This is a genomic window from Phyllobacterium endophyticum (assembly GCF_003010935.1).
Lineage (GTDB): Bacteria > Pseudomonadota > Alphaproteobacteria > Rhizobiales > Rhizobiaceae > Phyllobacterium > Phyllobacterium endophyticum.
Window position 1 is genome coordinate 1,626,206 of the sequence record NZ_PGGN01000001.1, and the last position, 14,790, is coordinate 1,640,995.

Below are 14,790 nucleotides of genomic sequence, written 5' to 3' on the forward strand. Positions count from 1 at the left end.
ATCTCTATACTGAGCAGTTTTGACGCTGCGAGCCATGCTCATTACGGCGCTCGTAATATCTATCGGGATTTTTGCCGACATCGGTGAGTTCTACGGGCAACAGGCTTGTTGGCGAGGGGCTGCCAGGCTTTTTGGAACTTCATCGATGTCCTGTGATTGCAAGACTGGCGCAGATACATTCCAGCAGCAGTCGTGAGACGGAGCTTGATCGTTATTTGGTCCTTTCAGTTGCCGGCAAGTCAAACGTTACGTTCAATGTCGCTTCATTGACAACGATAAGCGCATGTTGTGTGAGGCTTCCTCGGGTTCTATGGGCCTAAGGAGCGCAGGCCCGGTTATTACCGCGTGTGGACGGAGGGCGTTGCTGCCTTGGCAAAGCTAGGGTTTTCAACCGATGGCTCGCAAGGAAACTATCGAACCACTTTCGAAAGCCCGGGACCGGAAAGCTTTCGAAAGGTTGCGGACTTCTTGCTGACTGCACTTTATCAAGTGCACGATGCGTCCTTTGAATCGACGATCATCGTCAACATGGCGCACGATAGGCAACGGAAGATAGAAACCTGCGATAATCTGCCAAGCGGCTAATCGAGGCATTTGGGGCAAGCCATTGCCCGCCAGTTTTTATACATCGTAGTCGACATTGCGGTCTGCAGGCATCGCTGCTGTGTAGGCCGTGGTGAAACATTTTTGCCGAAAATTCAGGACCCCCAAACATGACCATGACAATGATCAAGCCGCCGGCTGTCGAGCCGGTGACGCTGGCGGAGGTGCGCCAATTTTTACGCCTCGACAATGATAGCGAAGATGTACTTCTCGGCGGACTGATCAAGGCAGCGCGGGAAACGCTGGAAATGCAGACGGGTCTCGCGCTGATCAGCCAGGAATGGCGTCTCTACCCCGACAGCTGGCCGAAGAACGGCATCGTGCGGATTGCGAAATATCCGGTTCGTTCCGTGGTCGCTGTGACTGCATATATCGAGGATGGTACGCCGGTTCCGATTGCCGGGGACGATCTGCATCTGAGCGGCTATGCGAGGCCGGCGCGGCTCTATCTTGCGGCACGTAGCCGGCCGGCCCTGCCGCTCAGCGGGCTGGAGATCGATTTCGTGGCCGGGTTCGGCGAAACGGGCGCCGACGTCCCGGAAGCCTTGCGCCATGCGATATCGACGCTCGTTGCCCATTGGTACGAGTTTCGCGGCGTCTATGGCTCGGCACAGCAGCCAGTTTCCTACCCCTCGGCCTTCGAACGGGCCGTCGGCCTCTGGCGCAGGGTGTCACTCTGATGGCGACGCTATTCATCGATCCGGGCAGCCTCTCGCGGGAGCTTCTGCTCGAGAAACCCGAAGTCACCAGTGACGAAGCCGGCGAGCTCGTGGAGAACTGGGTCGAGATTGCCAGTATCTGGGCGCAGATCGAGCCGATGGGATCCGGCCTCCGGATGTTGGGCGACCAGGATATGCCAGAAGTTACGCACCGCATCACACTACGGATGCGAAGAGATATCGGGACCGCCATGCGGCTGCGCAAAGGCCTGCGCAAATTTCGAATAGTGACAATGCACGACCCCGACGATAGCGGCCGCTATCTGGTCTGTCGTGCGCGCGAGGAGCTTTGAATGAAAATCACCATGCAGATGACCGTCGCAGATTTGATCCAGACGCTGCGCTGGAAGGCGATAGAACTGGCGGAGGATGCGCCTGTCAGCACTGAAAAAGATCAGACCCGGATTTCGCAAAGCACGCGCATGCCTGCCGAAAGGATCAAGTCATGACCAGTGCCGGGCTGGAACTGCAAAAGGCGTTGCTCGCGCTGTTGAGGGGCGATGTGGCGCTGGAGAAACTCATCGAAAATCGCGTCTTTGATCGTGTGCCCGACGGGACGGACTTCCCTTACGTCACGCTCGGTAACTCCAATATCTATGATTGGAGTACGGCGACCGAGCGCGGCAGCGAACACTTGTTTACGCTCAATGTCTGGAACCGGGCGAGCGGCCGCAAATCGGTGTTCGCCATCATGAACATTATCGACCGGCTGCTGGAACGATCCGCGCTTACGCTTGCCGGACACCGGCTGGTGAACCTCGGACTACAGTATTCGCAGGGGCGCGCGGAAGACAACCGGGACGGTTATCTCGGGATCCTGCGCTACCGTGCGGTGACCGAAGAAATCACGACCCCCTGAACAAGTTAACAACAACCCACGCGTGGTTCGACAAGCTCTCGATGAGCGAAGCCGTGCACCGCATACATTTTGAAAGGATGTCAAATGGGCGCCCAGAGAGGCAAGGATATTCTGTTGAAGGTCGCCGATGCCAGCGGCAATTATGTAACCTGTGCCGGCTTGAAGTCGAAACGCGTTGCCTTCAACACCGAGACGGTGGACGTAACCGACGCTGACGCAGTCGGGCGCTGGCGGGAATTGCTCGGAGGCAGCGCAGTGCAGCGTGCCTCGGTCAGCGGCTCCGGCCTCTTCAAGGATGCCCAGTCGGATGCGTTGTTCCGTCAGGCGTTTTTCAATGGAGACATTCCTGCATGGCAAATTATTTTGCCCGATTTCGGCACGTTGCAAGGGCTGTTCCAGATCACGGCGCTGGAATATGGCGGCGCATATAATGGCGAGGTCACTTTCGAGATTGCGCTCGAATCTGCCGGGCCGATCAATTTCAAGGAGATCGGATGATGGTGAACCGGCATAGGGGCGAAATCAGCGCCACACTGGATGGCCGTGAGTGGACATTGTGCCTGACGCTTGGCGCTCTTGCGGAGCTGGAAGATGCATTCGGCGCGCAAGACCTCGCCGTCTTGCTGAAACGCTTTTCGACAAGCGCACTCTCGGCGGCCGATATCCTCAAAATCGTCGCGGCGGGACTGCGCGGAGGAGGAAACCAGGTGACGCCCGAGGAGATTGCCCAGATGCGCGCCGAAGGAGGAATTACCGGCTTCGCTCGCATCGTTGGTGAGCTTTTGAGCGCGACCTTCGGTGACTCCAATTTGGAGCAAACCGGGTCAAACCGTTGAAACTCGAGGAAAATCACCTCGAGCCGTTCCCCTGGCTGGAGATGATGGCGGCGGGATTGGGTGTGTTGCGGCTGTCCTCCACCGAGTTCTGGGCGATGACACCCCGCGAACTCAATGCGGCCTTTCGCAGGTCTGCAAGCCATACCGCACCGACCCGCAATGACCTTGCGCAATTGATGCAAGCCTTCCCGGATAGAGAACAGGAGATGCAATGCCCGACAATTCTGAGCTCAAGCTTGAGATAAAAGGCGATACCAAGGGTATAGATGACGCCCTTGATGCTTTGCAGAAAAAATCCGAGCTTTTCGGGCGCACCTTGACGAACTCGCTCAAAGCTGCGGCGATCGGCGGCCAGGACCTCGGCGATGTTCTTAAACAGCTGGCATTGAATATCGCGAGCATGAGTTTGAGTGCAGGGTTGAAACCGCTGCAGGATCTGGCTTCGGGTCTGTTTTCCAGCTTTGTTGGAGGGCTGAAACGGGAGCCCGGAGCGTTTTACGGTACATCCCCCATACCAGCCGAAAGGCCGACCTTTTTTGCCAAGGGCGGAATTGTCTCCAGTCCTACCTATTTCAACGCGGACGGTTCACTCGGCCTGATGGGCGAAGCGGGGACCGAAGCGGTCATGCCGTTGACACGGGGCGCGGACGGACGCCTTGGCGTCGCGGCGCAAGGCGGGGGAGCGCCGGTGCAGGTGGTCTTCAACGTATCGACACCCGACGCAACATCCTTCCGCAAATCGGAGGCGCAACTCACTGGCATGCTTGCCCGCGCGGCACGCAAGGGCGCCAGAACTTTTTAGGAACTTTCCCATGGTAGTTTTTCACGACGTGCGCTTTCCCGCCGGCGTTTCCTTTGGCGCGACCGGGGGTCCGGAGTGGCGCAACGAGATTGTCCCGCTGACGTCCGGCTTCGAACAGCGCAATGCACGCTGGGCTCAGTCGCGACGCCATTACGATGCGGGGACAGGCGTCCGCTCCTTGGCTGATCTGGACGAAGTCATGACATTCTTCGAGGCGCGGCGAGGATCGCTTCATGCGTTCCGTTTCCGCGATCCGTTCGACCATCTTTCGTGCCGGTCCGGCCAGAAGCCGGCGGCGGGCGACCAAAATCTCGGCAAGGGGGATGGGATCAATGGCAGGTTCCAACTGGTCAAGCACTATGGCGAGTATGTCCGGACGATTACCAAGGCGCAGGGGGGTAGCGTGCGTGTCGCCGTAAATGGTGTCGAGAAGCTGGAGGCGCGGGATTTCACGGTGGAGCTGATCACCGGCCAAATTATCTTTGGAAAGGATAGAATACCGCCTACCGGCGCAAGAGTGACGGCGGGATTCAACTTTGACGTCCCATCGCGTTTCGACACGGACCGGCTGACTATCAGCATAAAATCGTTCGCGGCCGGGGAAATACCAACCATACCGATCGTCGAGGTAAAGGCATGAGCAAGATTCCGCCGGCACTTGAATCACATCTTGCAGGTGAAGTGACAACCCACTGTTTTTGCTGGATTGTTCGCAGGCAAGATGGGGTTATCCACGGCTTCACCGATCACGACCGGGATTTGATTGTCGCCGGTGTCTCGTGCGGGCCGCAAACAGGGTTCAGCGCCAGCGAAGCGACAAGCTCGCTCGGGCTCGCAGTGGACAGTGCCGAAATCGAGGGTGCGCTGTCTTCCGTCAGTATCACCGACGCCGACATCGAAGGCGGGGCGTTTGACGGAGCCGTGGTCGAGACCTTCCTGGTCAACTGGGCATCGCCGGATCAGATAGCCCTGCTGCGAAGCGCACGCATCGGCACGATCACGCGATCGGGCAGGAAGTTCGTGGCGGAAACGAAAAGCAGTTCCGCCGATCTCGACAAGGTCAAGGGCCGGCGCATTACCAGACAGTGCGATGCCCAGCTTGGCGACCACCGCTGCGGTTATGTTGCGGGAAGTCAGACAGGAACAGTGGCGGCCATCCTGTCCGACCGCGAGATGATAGCAACCGGGCTTCAACCTCCGAGCGGCGGCTGGTTCGACAATGGCGTCTTGACGTGGATATCAGGAGTTGATGTCCGGCGCAGTAACGTCGTCCTCAATCAGGTCGCGGCTGAGAACGGCACACGGCTCTGCCTGCGTGACGCATCGATACCCGACATGAAGATTGGGGAGGTTTTTTCCCTGAAACCTGGATGCGACAAGAGCTTTGCGCAGTGCAAGGCGAAGTTTTCCAATAGCGCGAACTTTCGCGGCTTCCCGCATCTGCCCGGCAATGATGCTGCCTATAATTATGCCGATGGCCAAGGCATTTTCGACGGCAAGCCGTTGGTACCATGAGCATAACCGAGGACGTTATGGCAGAAGCCCGGCGGTGGATCGGCACGCCTTACCGGCATGGCGGCTCGAGATGTCAGGTTGGCAGCGATTGTCTCGGACTGGTGCGCGGCATCTGGCGTGCGCTTTACGGGCAGGAGCCGCAAGTGGTTGCTGCCTATTCCGCCGATTGGGCCGAGACGAACATAGGCGATCCGCTGCTTGAGGCAGGGCGCATGCACATGAATGAAAAGCCATTGGCCAATGCGCAGCCCGGCGATCTTCTGGTGTTTCGATGGCGCGATGGTATGGCTGCAAAACACCTCGGAATTCTCTCGGACGAGGATCGGTTCATTCACGCCTATGAGGGCCACAGTGTGATGGACTCAGCCCTGGTTCCGCAATGGCGCAAGCGTATCGCCGGCGTATTCACGTTTCCCGATCGCGCAGCAGCAACGCAAGCCACCACTTACCAATAGTTCCAGAAAGAATTCAGCACATGGCAACACTTGTTCTGACAGCCGCAGTTGGCGCTCTTACGACGTCGGGAACGGTGGCCGCAGCTATCGGCTCCGCTGTCGCATCGGTCGGCGGATATCTCATCGACCAGGCGCTGTTCGGCCGGACTATCGAAGGCCCACGCATGTCGTCGATGCGCCCTATGTCGGCCGAGGAAGGCGCGGCGCTGCCCCGAGTCTACGGCTCGGTAAGGATATCCGGCACGCTCATTTGGGCTACCCGCTTCGAAGAAGCGAAAACCACGTCGCGTCAGGGCGGCAAGGGCAGGCAAAAAGTCACCGAGTATAATTACTTCGCAAATTTTGCTATCGCTGTAGCCGAAGGTCAGATCAGCATGATCCGCCGCATATGGGTCGACGGGAAGGAGCTTGACCAGACGCGTTGTACCACTCGCGTTTACAACGGAACAACAAGCCAGCCCATTGATCCGCTGATTGAAGCGAAGCAGGGTCAGGGCAACGCGCCGGCCTATCGCGACACGGCTTATGTCGTATTCGATCGCTTTCCACTTGACGATTATGGCAACCGAATTCCGCAATTCCAGTTCGAAGTGGTGCGGAGCGTGAACAGCGTGGCGCGCGACCTCAAAGCGGTGGCCCTCGTTCCGGGTGCAACAGAGTTCGGGCTTTCGCCGCATCTCGTTACGAGCGAGCCGTCGAAGGGCAAGACGAAGGGCCTGAACCGCAATTGCCTGAGGGGCGCTACCGATTGGAACGCCTCGATGTATGAACTCCAGCGGCTTTGTCCTTCGCTGGAACACGTAGCAATCGTGGTGCCGTGGTTTGGCGCCGACTTGCGTGCAGCCGAATGCGCAATCAAGCCGGGTGTTATGGACAGGGCAGGCCATAGGGAAAGCAGTACCTGGCGGGCGGGCGGCGTTTCGCGATTACAGGCTCATCTGATCTCCCGCGCAGACAAGGGCGCCGCCTATGGCGGTACACCCTCCGATGAAAGCGTCATAGATGCCATTCTTGACGCCAAGGCTCGTGGCCTGAGCGTCACGCTATATCCATTCGTCATGATGGATATCCGATCAGACAACAACCTGCCTGATCCCTATGGTGGACCGAGGCAGGGAGCTTATCCGTGGCGCGGACGCATCACCTGTCATCCGGCGCCGTACAGGCCGGGTAGTCCGAACACGACCCCAGCTGCCAGTGCCGAGATCGCTACGTTCCTCGGCACCGCCAAGTCCCGTGATTTTGAAACCAGAAACAACAAGGTTCGCTTTTCAGGAAACCGGGACGACTGGGGTTATCGCAGATTCATGCTGCATCTAGCGCATCTCGCTCTATGTGCCGGCGGTGTAGACACATTCATCGTCGGCTCCGAGTTGTTCGGCCTGACGATGGTCCGGGACCAGACAAACGGTTTTCCGTTCGTTGATGGCTTGTGCGAGCTTGCAGGCGATCTCCGGCATGTTCTCGGACCAGGCTGCAAGCTGACCTATGGTGCCGATTGGACGGAATATTTCGGCCACCACCCTCAAGATGGATCAGGAGATGTGTTTTTCCATCTTGATCCGCTGTGGGCGCATCCGGCGATCGATGCAATCGGCATCGACAATTACATGCCGCTGAGCGACTGGCGCGATGGAGATTACAGCGTTCCAAATCCCGACGGCTTCAACTCGCCGTACGACCTGAGCGGATTGCAGAGTCAGATTGCCTCGGGCGAGGGCTTCGACTGGTACTACAGATCGGTCCTTGATCGCACCCTACGAACCCGAACGCCCATCACCGATGGTGCAGGCAAAGCCTGGGTTTATCGCTACAAGGATCTGAACTCATGGTGGAGCAACAGACATCATAACAGGCAAGGCGGCGTGGAAAGCGCGGTGCCGACCGCATGGCAACCGCGGGGAAAGCCAATATGGCTAACGGAATTGGGCTGCCCCGCCGCCGACAAGGGTCCCAATCAGCCAAATGTTTTCCCCGATATGAAATCCTCGGAAGGCGCGTATCCCTATTTCTCCGACCACGGCCGCAGCGATCTTGCGCAAAACCGCTTCCTGCGTGCGCACTTCAACCACTGGAAGACGGCTGACGCCGACGGCATGATTGATCCTGACCGCATCTATGCGTGGGCTTGGGATACACGCCCATATCCGGAGTTTCCGCTGAACCGGACGCTATGGTCCGATGGCGACAACTGGATGACAGGACATTGGTTGAACGGAAGACTTTCGGGTGTCCCGCTCGACGAACTTCTGGAAGCGATTCTTGGCGATTTCGGCGCGGCCCAGATCGATACAGGCCGCGTGGATGGATTTGTCAGCGGCTATGTCATCGAGGAGCCGACAAGCGCCCGGGCGGCTATCGAGCCTTTGTTAGCTCTCTATGGTGTGGACAGTTTCGAGAGCGGCAACAGCCTGGCTTTTCGCAGCGCCGTGCACATGGAGGTAAAGGCCCCGCTCATCGAAGAGTTTGTCGAGCAGGAGGAGAATGGACCTGTCGTTTGGCGCATGCAGGAGCTTGCAGAACAACCGGCCCGCATCGAAATGGCCTATAGGGATCCCATGCTGGACTATCAGGCGGCGATGACTTTTGCCGAACGCCTCGACGGCAGAGGCACGGAGAACATAGGGCTCCCAGGCATGATAGATACCGCGCAGGCGAAATCGCTGGTCGAGGAGGCGCTGCAGACGCGCCGGGCGACGCGGCGAACAGCGTCGTTCGAGCTGCCGTGGAAGCAGATTGCGCTGAAGCCGGGGGATCGGGTGAGAATTTCCGGAAACACGTCTGCACCGGATTTCGTGGTCACGTCCATCGAGGATGGCTTGACGCGCCGCGTCGAGGCACGAGCATTGCCGCAACAGATAAGATACCCGGTTCGGGGAGTATTGCCGTCTCCCCCGGACGGCGGCCGCCTTTCGGTTCGCGGCAGGCCGCATTTCGAGCTTCTGGACTTGCCGATGTGGCCGGGCGTCGAAAGACCGTCCGATCAGTTTCGCATCGCGGCTTTTGCCGAGCCCTGGGGTGGGACAAGCGTTTATGCTTCACCCGAAGCAACCGATTTCAAGCAAAGAACTCTGGTACCCCATCGTGGGGTGATGGGCGAACTAACTGCGCCGCTGGCCGCCGGGCCAAGTGGCAGGGTGCTTAAGGCTCGATCACTTACCGTGCGGCTCTACGACGGTGAACTGAGTTCAGCTTCCCTGTCGCAAGTTCTGAACGGTGCCAACTCCGCGCTGCTGGCCGCTCCGGAGGGTAGCTGGGAGGTCTTGCAGTTTCTCGATGCCGAAGAAGTCGAAAGCGATGTATGGCGATTGAGCGGGCTGCTGCGGGGTCAATGCGGTACGGAACGCGAGGCCACACAGTCGAGGCCTTCAGGAACGCCTTTCGTCCTTATCAACAACGCTGTCTCCCCGGCCGGCTTAAAGCCGGAGGAGACCGGTCTCGATCTTACCTGGCGTATCGGGGCCTCAGGGGAGGACTTTACCGACCAGTACTTCACCACCGTGAAACGGGCCGGGGGACTTCGCGCATTGCAGCCGCTCGAACCTGTTCACATCCGCTCGCGGACGGAGGCGAACGGTGACGTCCACATCAGCTGGGTGAGGCGTGGACGGATCGATGCCGACAGTTGGTTCGCACCTGATCTCCCCTTGGGCGAAGAGCGTGAACTCTATCGCGTGGAAATACGCAAAGACGAGAAACTGGTTCGATCCCTCGAAGTGGAAAAGCCCAACTGGACGTATGGTCTCGCCCAGCGACAATCCGATCATGGTGGGTTGACGTCCGAGATCGATTTCAGCGTTGCAATGATTTCAGCCATTGTCGGACCCGGGCGCGCTGCCCGCCGCAAATTACCAATCGATTGATTTCAAATATAACATCTGAAAAAGGAATTTATCATGAGCATCGAAAAACCCTGGTACCTGTCGAAGACCATCTGGGCGTCAATTGTAACGATCCTGCTTTCATGTTCGAGCTTCGTCCAGGTGCCTGCCACGGGTATCGATCAAGGGTCTTTGTCAGATATAATAACCCAGTTCATAACGGCGCTCAGCGGGATTGTCGCACTTTTTGGACGTGTGAGCGCCACGACGCTCATTACACGTAAAGAAATATGATGTTAAAAGTCGTGAACTTGTGGCATTTCTGACAGCCACATTACCGATTGTTCATTCATCGTTCAGACAGCAACCGTTACTAATGATCCCATGATGAAACACCTTTCTATCTCCTTGCCCATAGCGGCTCTGATCTTGGTCACCGGCGTTCTCAACGCCGGGCCTGCCTTTGCGGCGGATTGTTCTTCGGTCGGTCAACGGGTGGCGGACTCGCAGGGCGGTACACTTGCACGGGCAACCTCTGTCGTGCAGAACGGCAAAGAAGTCTGTGTCGTGGTCGTGCTCATCCCCGGCAAGGATGGCGAACGTCCACGCCGCGTGGAAGTCGCTGTACCCGCGAATTGATCGCCTTCCTCCGGCAAGGAAATCCTGAATGAGAATACTCGTCGTAGAAGATGATCGCGACCTCAACCGTCAGTTGGTCGAAGCTTTGACCGATGCCGGCTATGTGGTGGACAAGGCTTCCGACGGCGAGGAGGGGCATTTTCTTGGCGACACCGAGCCCTATGATGCGGTGATCCTCGATATCGGCCTGCCGCAGATGGACGGGCTTACCGTTCTTGAAAAATGGCGCCGGGACGGGCGGGTCATGCCGGTCCTCCTGTTGACTGCGCGCGATCGCTGGAGCGACAAGGTTGCCGGCATCGACGCCGGTGCCGATGATTATGTCGCCAAACCTTTCCATATCGAGGAGGTCCTGGCACGCCTGCGTGCGCTGATCCGGCGTGCCGCCGGCCACGCCTCATCGGAGATCACCTGCGGACCGCTGCGCCTCGACACGAAGACCTCGAAGGCAACGGTCAATGGTACCGCACTTAAACTCACGTCACACGAGTTCCGGCTCCTGTCCTATCTCATGCACCACATGGACGAGGTAGTATCCCGGACAGAACTCGTCGAGCATCTGTACGACCAGGATTTCGATCGGGATTCCAACACGATCGAAGTATTTGTTGGCAGGTTGCGCAAGAAAATGGGCATGGATCTCATCGAAACCATCCGTGGCATGGGGTACCGGATCAAATCGCAGGACAACAGGTCATAGAGGCGTTTGATCCCGGCCTGGCGGGCGCTTTATCAGGCCTGGATTCGAGAAAAAGGCAGGACGACGCGTGAAAATCCCGCTGACCGGCTATCTTCCCAGCCTGCGTTCCCTATCGCTTCGCGTCATCATGCTCTCGACGTTGTGGACTGTAATCTCCTTCGTCGCCATCGCCACCATCATCTCGACCATCTATGGCGAATCGCGCCTGCAAAGCTTCAAGCAATTGCTGTCCGCCCATCTCTTCAGTGTGATCGCATCAGTCAGCGTCAATGACGGTACGCTTGCGGGCCGTCCAGACCCCGGAGAGGTACGCTATTCAAGCCCGCTTTCCGGTTGGTACTGGTCCGTCGAACCTGTTGCGGACAATTTGAAGGGTTCGTTGAAATCGGTCTCGCTCGGCGATCGTGAAATCGACTCTCCCTCGACCCTCAATGTTCCCTTCGACACGTCCTTCCAGCGTTCCTACGTGGAACCGGGCCCCAACGGCCAGCAGCTTTCCGTGGTCGAAACCGAAGTCGTGCTCGATGCGGAAAATCGCGTTGCCAGGTTCAGGGTCATGGGCAATCTGAGCGAGGTCGAAGGCGAGATCGCTCATTTCCGCAATACGCTTTACTTTTATCTCGGTGTGTTCGGTCTCGGCGGCACGTTGATCAACGCCGCCGTGATCCTCTTCGGTTTGCGGCCACTCGATCGTGTTCGCCGTTCCCTCGCTGACATCCGCGAGGGCAAAGTCTCAAGGCTCGATGAACGTTTGCCCGACGAGATCGCACCGCTGGCGCGCGAGATGAACGCCCTCATCGAAAACAATCGCCGCATAATGGAACGATCACGCACGCAGGTCGGCAATCTTGCACACTCGCTCAAGACGCCCCTGTCGGTGCTCGTGAATGAAAGCCGCACCATCGGCGGAACGGAAGGACGGCTTATTGCCGAGCAGAGCGAAGCCATGCAGGTTCAGGTGCAGCATTATCTGCAACGCGCCCGGGTAGCCGCACAGCGCGACAGCGTGGTGTTTCGCGCGCCGGTCACGCCGATCCTCGGGCGGCTGGTGCGGGTAACGAGAAAGCTCAACCCAGAGATGGAGGTCCAATTCAACAACTACATGGATGACGCCATCTTTGCCGGAGAGCAGGAAGACCTGGAGGAGGTGGTCGGGAACCTCCTGGAAAACGCGGGAAAATGGGGCCGCAAGGTCATTCGGCTTACACTTGCGAAAGTCGATAGCGGACTTGAAATCAGCGTCGAGGATGACGGCGATGGTCTGGCGCCAGAGCAGATAAAGGATGCGCTGACACGCGGCAAACGTCTCGACGAGACCAAGCCGGGAACGGGTCTCGGCCTCTCGATCGTTCATGATACGGTGCGCGAATATGGCGGCACGCTCCGGCTGGAACGAAGCGCCGAGCTTGGCGGTCTGGCGGCGAGGCTGACACTTCCGGTCGCGGGCACCTGAATCGAGCTTGCAAGCGAGCGGCTTATCGGGCCATAAAAGGCCACTGCAAAGGATACCCTAAAACGGACCAATGATGAAATTTCATATAGTCATTTCCCTGCTTGTCGTTGTTGTTTTGGCCGGCTGCTCCACAGCTCCAAAAAACAACGGCGGAAGTACGCTGAGCAAACTGACGGGTGGCTCGAAATCGGCTACGACGGGGGTTCTCGCAGCGCTCGGCAATGGTTTGATCGGAAACAACCCATCTCTGGACGCATCGGATCGCAAGCGGGCCTTGCAAGCCGAATATCAGGCGCTGGAATATTCTCCAGCAGGCAAGACCATCGAATGGAAAAACAGCAGCGGCAGCCGCAGTGGCGAAGTCGTTGCGGCGCAGCCTTATCAGGTCGGCTCGCAAAATTGCCGCCAATACACGCACACCGTGCGCATCGACGGTACACCGCAATCCTCGCGAGGCACAGCTTGCCGGAACGAGGACGGCAGCTGGACGCCTTTGACCTAAGGTCCGGACGCAGCTAGGCAATCTCTTTTTAATCGGACGAAGTCAGCCGCGAGCAACCCTCGCGGCTGACAGTGCTCCGGACATCTTTTCCTTTTCAGCGGATAATTATCGCACAGCAGTCAAATTGCGAGTGGTAATAGGAATATTTTCATAGAAACGGACATAGTATGTTAGAAGAGCTATTGCTGAGAATTTCCACTAAGCAGCGGATCCTTGCTGCGAAAATGAGAATTCACACCCCTCAATCGGATGCCGCAATGCTGGCCCTGATCAGGGCCGAGATCAGGATGAACGAGGGTTTCCTGGATATCGTCGATTCATATTTTCTCGGACGCAAGGCGAATTTCCATCCCGACCAGCCCCGTGTTCCCGCGGGAAATCCAGACGGCGGGCAATGGACCGGTGAGAGTGGTGGATCCTCAGGCTTGGTGCAGCCGGTATACATGCGTCGTGAAGACCCGCTTTCATCCCCCATGGCCTTGAGTGGCGGTGGAAGCGGCGGCATAGCCGGCGGAGGAACGGGTTCTGGCATCCTGCTTGCACCTCACCTTTTGCGCGAGGGAGGACGTTCCACCGGGCTGTTACCCGCAGAAGATGCCATTGCCGAATATAACCGGCTCTCCAATCAGCGGGATCCGAGCCTCAAGCCGGTCCTGCTGTTTCGTCCGAAGGACTGGGGTGAGGACGATCAACTCCAGCCAGGAAGGCGAGTGAAGGCAACTGTCAAACTGTTGACGAAGAATGAGGTCAAAAGATATTGCCCGGAAATCGGCATCGTCCAGTCGCTAGCAAACGAGGCGGTCAAAAGGGCTGAACCGCCGTCTGACTACGAGACGCCGTGGTTGTTTGGCACAGCTGCGCATGCGAATTTGAAGAAGCTCGCCAACGCAAATTATCCCAACATCTTGCGCACCGAACGATCGTATTTAAAGTTTGCGGAGGAGATTGCAGCAGATAAAAACCCTGATTATCTTGCCAAGTACGGCCTCAAGAATACTGTTCGAATTGATATACTGGGTCCTGAACGGGATAATCGTGTATGTGTCCATGATTTCAAAACGGGGCGAGCGGGCGTCAGCGTTCCCCGAGCAATCGAGATGCGAAACGCTGTTCACAAGATTCACAACAAGCTTACAGATATTATCATTGTCGAAATCAATTTTGATGAGTACTGGAAATGACCACAACCGCCCAAGTCAACGAGGCGTTGATGCCTCTTGTTGCCCGTCATTCGGATCTGGTGCTCATTGGGCGATTTCTCATTGTCAAGCCGGTTCACCACATATTGCGCGGCGTCTTTGTTGATCGGAGTAGCGACAAACGATCGTTCGAACCGCACATTGTTACTTATCCGCTTGTGCCTGCACAAAAGGACATAATGCTGGGATGGAATCCTGTATGGCTCTTCGACCAATCTGTGGGCATGTGGGATGTAACCAAACCAGATACCGTTACGGCCATGAGGAACCATATTGAAGGAATTGCCTTGCCACGGCTTCGGGCAATGAAGACGTTCGATGACTACATCGCACACGAGCGCTCGAAGTCGACGACGTTTGATGGTCATTTTGATGATCGCGTATTCACCAACATATTCGTGGCCGCAGCTCTCGGCGATTTCAGCAAGGCTTTGCAGTTGCGGCCGCAGGACACGAGAATAGAGCCATATTTTACCAAGGTTGCACCTGATTTTTTTCCGGCATTGGAGGCGAGCGACAGGGAGTTTATTGCAAAAACCCTCCACCAATGGGAGGAGGCCACCGTCAAGGCACACAAGATGGAGCATATCTGGGAGCCCACGCCGTTCCCGCTGGAGCTTTGAACTGTTCCAACCTTTGCGGCGAATTGCCCTATCAATTTAAATCCATTTGGATTTTACGCGGGGG

19 protein-coding genes are annotated in these 14,790 nt (G+C 57.4%); all 19 read left to right on the plus strand.

What is annotated here, in order from left to right; translation table 11 throughout:
* Positions 1-713 precede the first annotated feature (713 nt).
* The 19 genes from CU100_RS07610 to CU100_RS07695 all read left to right on the plus strand — a co-directional run bounded on the left by CU100_RS07610 (position 714) and on the right by CU100_RS07695 (position 14,726).
* Positions 714-1,283, plus strand: a complete 570-nt coding sequence (locus CU100_RS07610) for a head-tail connector protein (protein WP_106715848.1) — start codon at positions 714-716, stop codon at positions 1,281-1,283.
* Positions 1,283-1,615, plus strand: a complete 333-nt coding sequence (locus tag CU100_RS07615) for a phage head closure protein (protein ID WP_245418939.1) — start codon at positions 1,283-1,285, stop codon at positions 1,613-1,615. Before CU100_RS07610 ends, CU100_RS07615 begins: the two co-directional genes overlap by 1 nt.
* On the plus strand, positions 1,616-1,771 hold the full coding sequence (locus CU100_RS26775) for a hypothetical protein (protein WP_170113755.1): 156 nt from the start codon (positions 1,616-1,618) through the stop codon (positions 1,769-1,771).
* Positions 1,768-2,181 (plus strand): DUF3168 domain-containing protein, encoded by a 414-nt coding sequence (locus tag CU100_RS07620; RefSeq protein ID WP_106715849.1) that lies wholly within the window; start codon positions 1,768-1,770, stop codon positions 2,179-2,181. Before CU100_RS26775 ends, CU100_RS07620 begins: the two co-directional genes overlap by 4 nt.
* Positions 2,182-2,265: 84 nt before the next feature.
* On the plus strand, positions 2,266-2,679 hold the full coding sequence (locus tag CU100_RS07625; RefSeq protein ID WP_106715850.1) for a phage major tail protein, TP901-1 family: 414 nt from the start codon (positions 2,266-2,268) through the stop codon (positions 2,677-2,679).
* Positions 2,679-3,017, plus strand: a complete 339-nt coding sequence (locus CU100_RS07630) for a gene transfer agent family protein (protein WP_106715851.1) — start codon at positions 2,679-2,681, stop codon at positions 3,015-3,017. The genes CU100_RS07625 and CU100_RS07630 overlap by 1 nt, the downstream gene beginning before the upstream one ends.
* Positions 3,014-3,262, plus strand: a complete 249-nt coding sequence (locus CU100_RS07635; protein WP_280951587.1) for a rcc01693 family protein — start codon at positions 3,014-3,016, stop codon at positions 3,260-3,262. The genes CU100_RS07630 and CU100_RS07635 overlap by 4 nt, the downstream gene beginning before the upstream one ends.
* Positions 3,229-3,819, plus strand: coding sequence for a phage tail tape measure protein (locus CU100_RS07640; protein WP_106715852.1), 591 nt, complete (start codon positions 3,229-3,231; stop codon positions 3,817-3,819). The genes CU100_RS07635 and CU100_RS07640 overlap by 34 nt, the downstream gene beginning before the upstream one ends.
* 10 nt (positions 3,820-3,829) lie before the next feature.
* Positions 3,830-4,459, plus strand: a complete 630-nt coding sequence (locus tag CU100_RS07645; protein ID WP_106715853.1) for a DUF2460 domain-containing protein — start codon at positions 3,830-3,832, stop codon at positions 4,457-4,459.
* Positions 4,456-5,334, plus strand: a complete 879-nt coding sequence (locus CU100_RS07650) for a DUF2163 domain-containing protein (protein WP_106715854.1) — start codon at positions 4,456-4,458, stop codon at positions 5,332-5,334. Before CU100_RS07645 ends, CU100_RS07650 begins: the two co-directional genes overlap by 4 nt.
* On the plus strand, positions 5,331-5,789 hold the full coding sequence (locus CU100_RS07655; protein ID WP_106715855.1) for an NlpC/P60 family protein: 459 nt from the start codon (positions 5,331-5,333) through the stop codon (positions 5,787-5,789). Before CU100_RS07650 ends, CU100_RS07655 begins: the two co-directional genes overlap by 4 nt.
* Positions 5,790-5,809: 20 nt before the next feature.
* A complete protein-coding gene (locus CU100_RS07660; protein WP_106715856.1) occupies positions 5,810-9,652 on the plus strand; it encodes a baseplate multidomain protein megatron in 3,843 nt (1,280 codons plus the stop codon).
* Positions 9,653-9,685: 33 nt separating this feature from the next.
* Positions 9,686-9,904: a hypothetical protein gene (locus tag CU100_RS07665; RefSeq protein WP_106715857.1), complete on the plus strand. Its 219-nt coding sequence runs from the start codon at positions 9,686-9,688 to the stop codon at positions 9,902-9,904.
* A 90-nt stretch (positions 9,905-9,994) separates the two neighbouring features.
* A complete protein-coding gene (locus tag CU100_RS07670) occupies positions 9,995-10,249 on the plus strand; it encodes a hypothetical protein (protein WP_106715858.1) in 255 nt (84 codons plus the stop codon).
* A gap of 28 nt (positions 10,250-10,277) precedes the next feature.
* Complete coding sequence (locus tag CU100_RS07675) at positions 10,278-10,949, plus strand: response regulator transcription factor (RefSeq protein ID WP_106715859.1); 672 nt, start codon at positions 10,278-10,280, stop codon at positions 10,947-10,949.
* Positions 10,950-11,100: 151 nt separating this feature from the next.
* Positions 11,101-12,402 carry a sensor histidine kinase gene (locus CU100_RS07680; protein ID WP_106716064.1) on the plus strand — a complete coding sequence of 434 codons (1,302 nt, stop codon included), beginning with the start codon at positions 11,101-11,103 and terminating at the stop codon, positions 12,400-12,402.
* A 73-nt stretch (positions 12,403-12,475) separates the two neighbouring features.
* A complete protein-coding gene (locus tag CU100_RS07685) occupies positions 12,476-12,904 on the plus strand; it encodes a hypothetical protein (protein ID WP_106716065.1) in 429 nt (142 codons plus the stop codon).
* Positions 12,905-13,161: 257 nt separating this feature from the next.
* Positions 13,162-14,085, plus strand: coding sequence for a hypothetical protein (locus CU100_RS07690; RefSeq protein ID WP_106715860.1), 924 nt, complete (start codon positions 13,162-13,164; stop codon positions 14,083-14,085).
* Entirely contained in the window at positions 14,082-14,726 is a 645-nt protein-coding gene (locus CU100_RS07695) for a hypothetical protein (protein WP_106715861.1), read from the plus strand. The genes CU100_RS07690 and CU100_RS07695 overlap by 4 nt, the downstream gene beginning before the upstream one ends.
* Positions 14,727-14,790: the final 64 nt, after the last annotated feature.

Coding starts and splice junctions, on each gene's coding strand:
- CU100_RS07690 (WP_106715860.1), top strand. CDS start 13,162: ATGCTGGCCCTGATCAGGGCCGAGATCAGGATGAACGAGGGTTTCCTG.
- CU100_RS07655 (WP_106715855.1), top strand. CDS start 5,331: ATGAGCATAACCGAGGACGTTATGGCAGAAGCCCGGCGGTGGATCGGC.
- CU100_RS07685 (WP_106716065.1), top strand. CDS start 12,476: ATGAAATTTCATATAGTCATTTCCCTGCTTGTCGTTGTTGTTTTGGCC.
- CU100_RS07610 (WP_106715848.1), top strand. CDS start 714: ATGACCATGACAATGATCAAGCCGCCGGCTGTCGAGCCGGTGACGCTG.
- CU100_RS07620 (WP_106715849.1), top strand. CDS start 1,768: ATGACCAGTGCCGGGCTGGAACTGCAAAAGGCGTTGCTCGCGCTGTTG.
- CU100_RS07670 (WP_106715858.1), top strand. CDS start 9,995: ATGATGAAACACCTTTCTATCTCCTTGCCCATAGCGGCTCTGATCTTG.
- CU100_RS07665 (WP_106715857.1), top strand. CDS start 9,686: ATGAGCATCGAAAAACCCTGGTACCTGTCGAAGACCATCTGGGCGTCA.
- CU100_RS07630 (WP_106715851.1), top strand. CDS start 2,679: ATGGTGAACCGGCATAGGGGCGAAATCAGCGCCACACTGGATGGCCGT.
- CU100_RS07660 (WP_106715856.1), top strand. CDS start 5,810: ATGGCAACACTTGTTCTGACAGCCGCAGTTGGCGCTCTTACGACGTCG.
- CU100_RS07675 (WP_106715859.1), top strand. CDS start 10,278: ATGAGAATACTCGTCGTAGAAGATGATCGCGACCTCAACCGTCAGTTG.
- CU100_RS07650 (WP_106715854.1), top strand. CDS start 4,456: ATGAGCAAGATTCCGCCGGCACTTGAATCACATCTTGCAGGTGAAGTG.
- CU100_RS26775 (WP_170113755.1), top strand. CDS start 1,616: ATGAAAATCACCATGCAGATGACCGTCGCAGATTTGATCCAGACGCTG.
- CU100_RS07615 (WP_245418939.1), top strand. CDS start 1,283: ATGGCGACGCTATTCATCGATCCGGGCAGCCTCTCGCGGGAGCTTCTG.
- CU100_RS07640 (WP_106715852.1), top strand. CDS start 3,229: ATGCCCGACAATTCTGAGCTCAAGCTTGAGATAAAAGGCGATACCAAG.
- CU100_RS07645 (WP_106715853.1), top strand. CDS start 3,830: ATGGTAGTTTTTCACGACGTGCGCTTTCCCGCCGGCGTTTCCTTTGGC.
- CU100_RS07695 (WP_106715861.1), top strand. CDS start 14,082: ATGACCACAACCGCCCAAGTCAACGAGGCGTTGATGCCTCTTGTTGCC.
- CU100_RS07625 (WP_106715850.1), top strand. CDS start 2,266: ATGGGCGCCCAGAGAGGCAAGGATATTCTGTTGAAGGTCGCCGATGCC.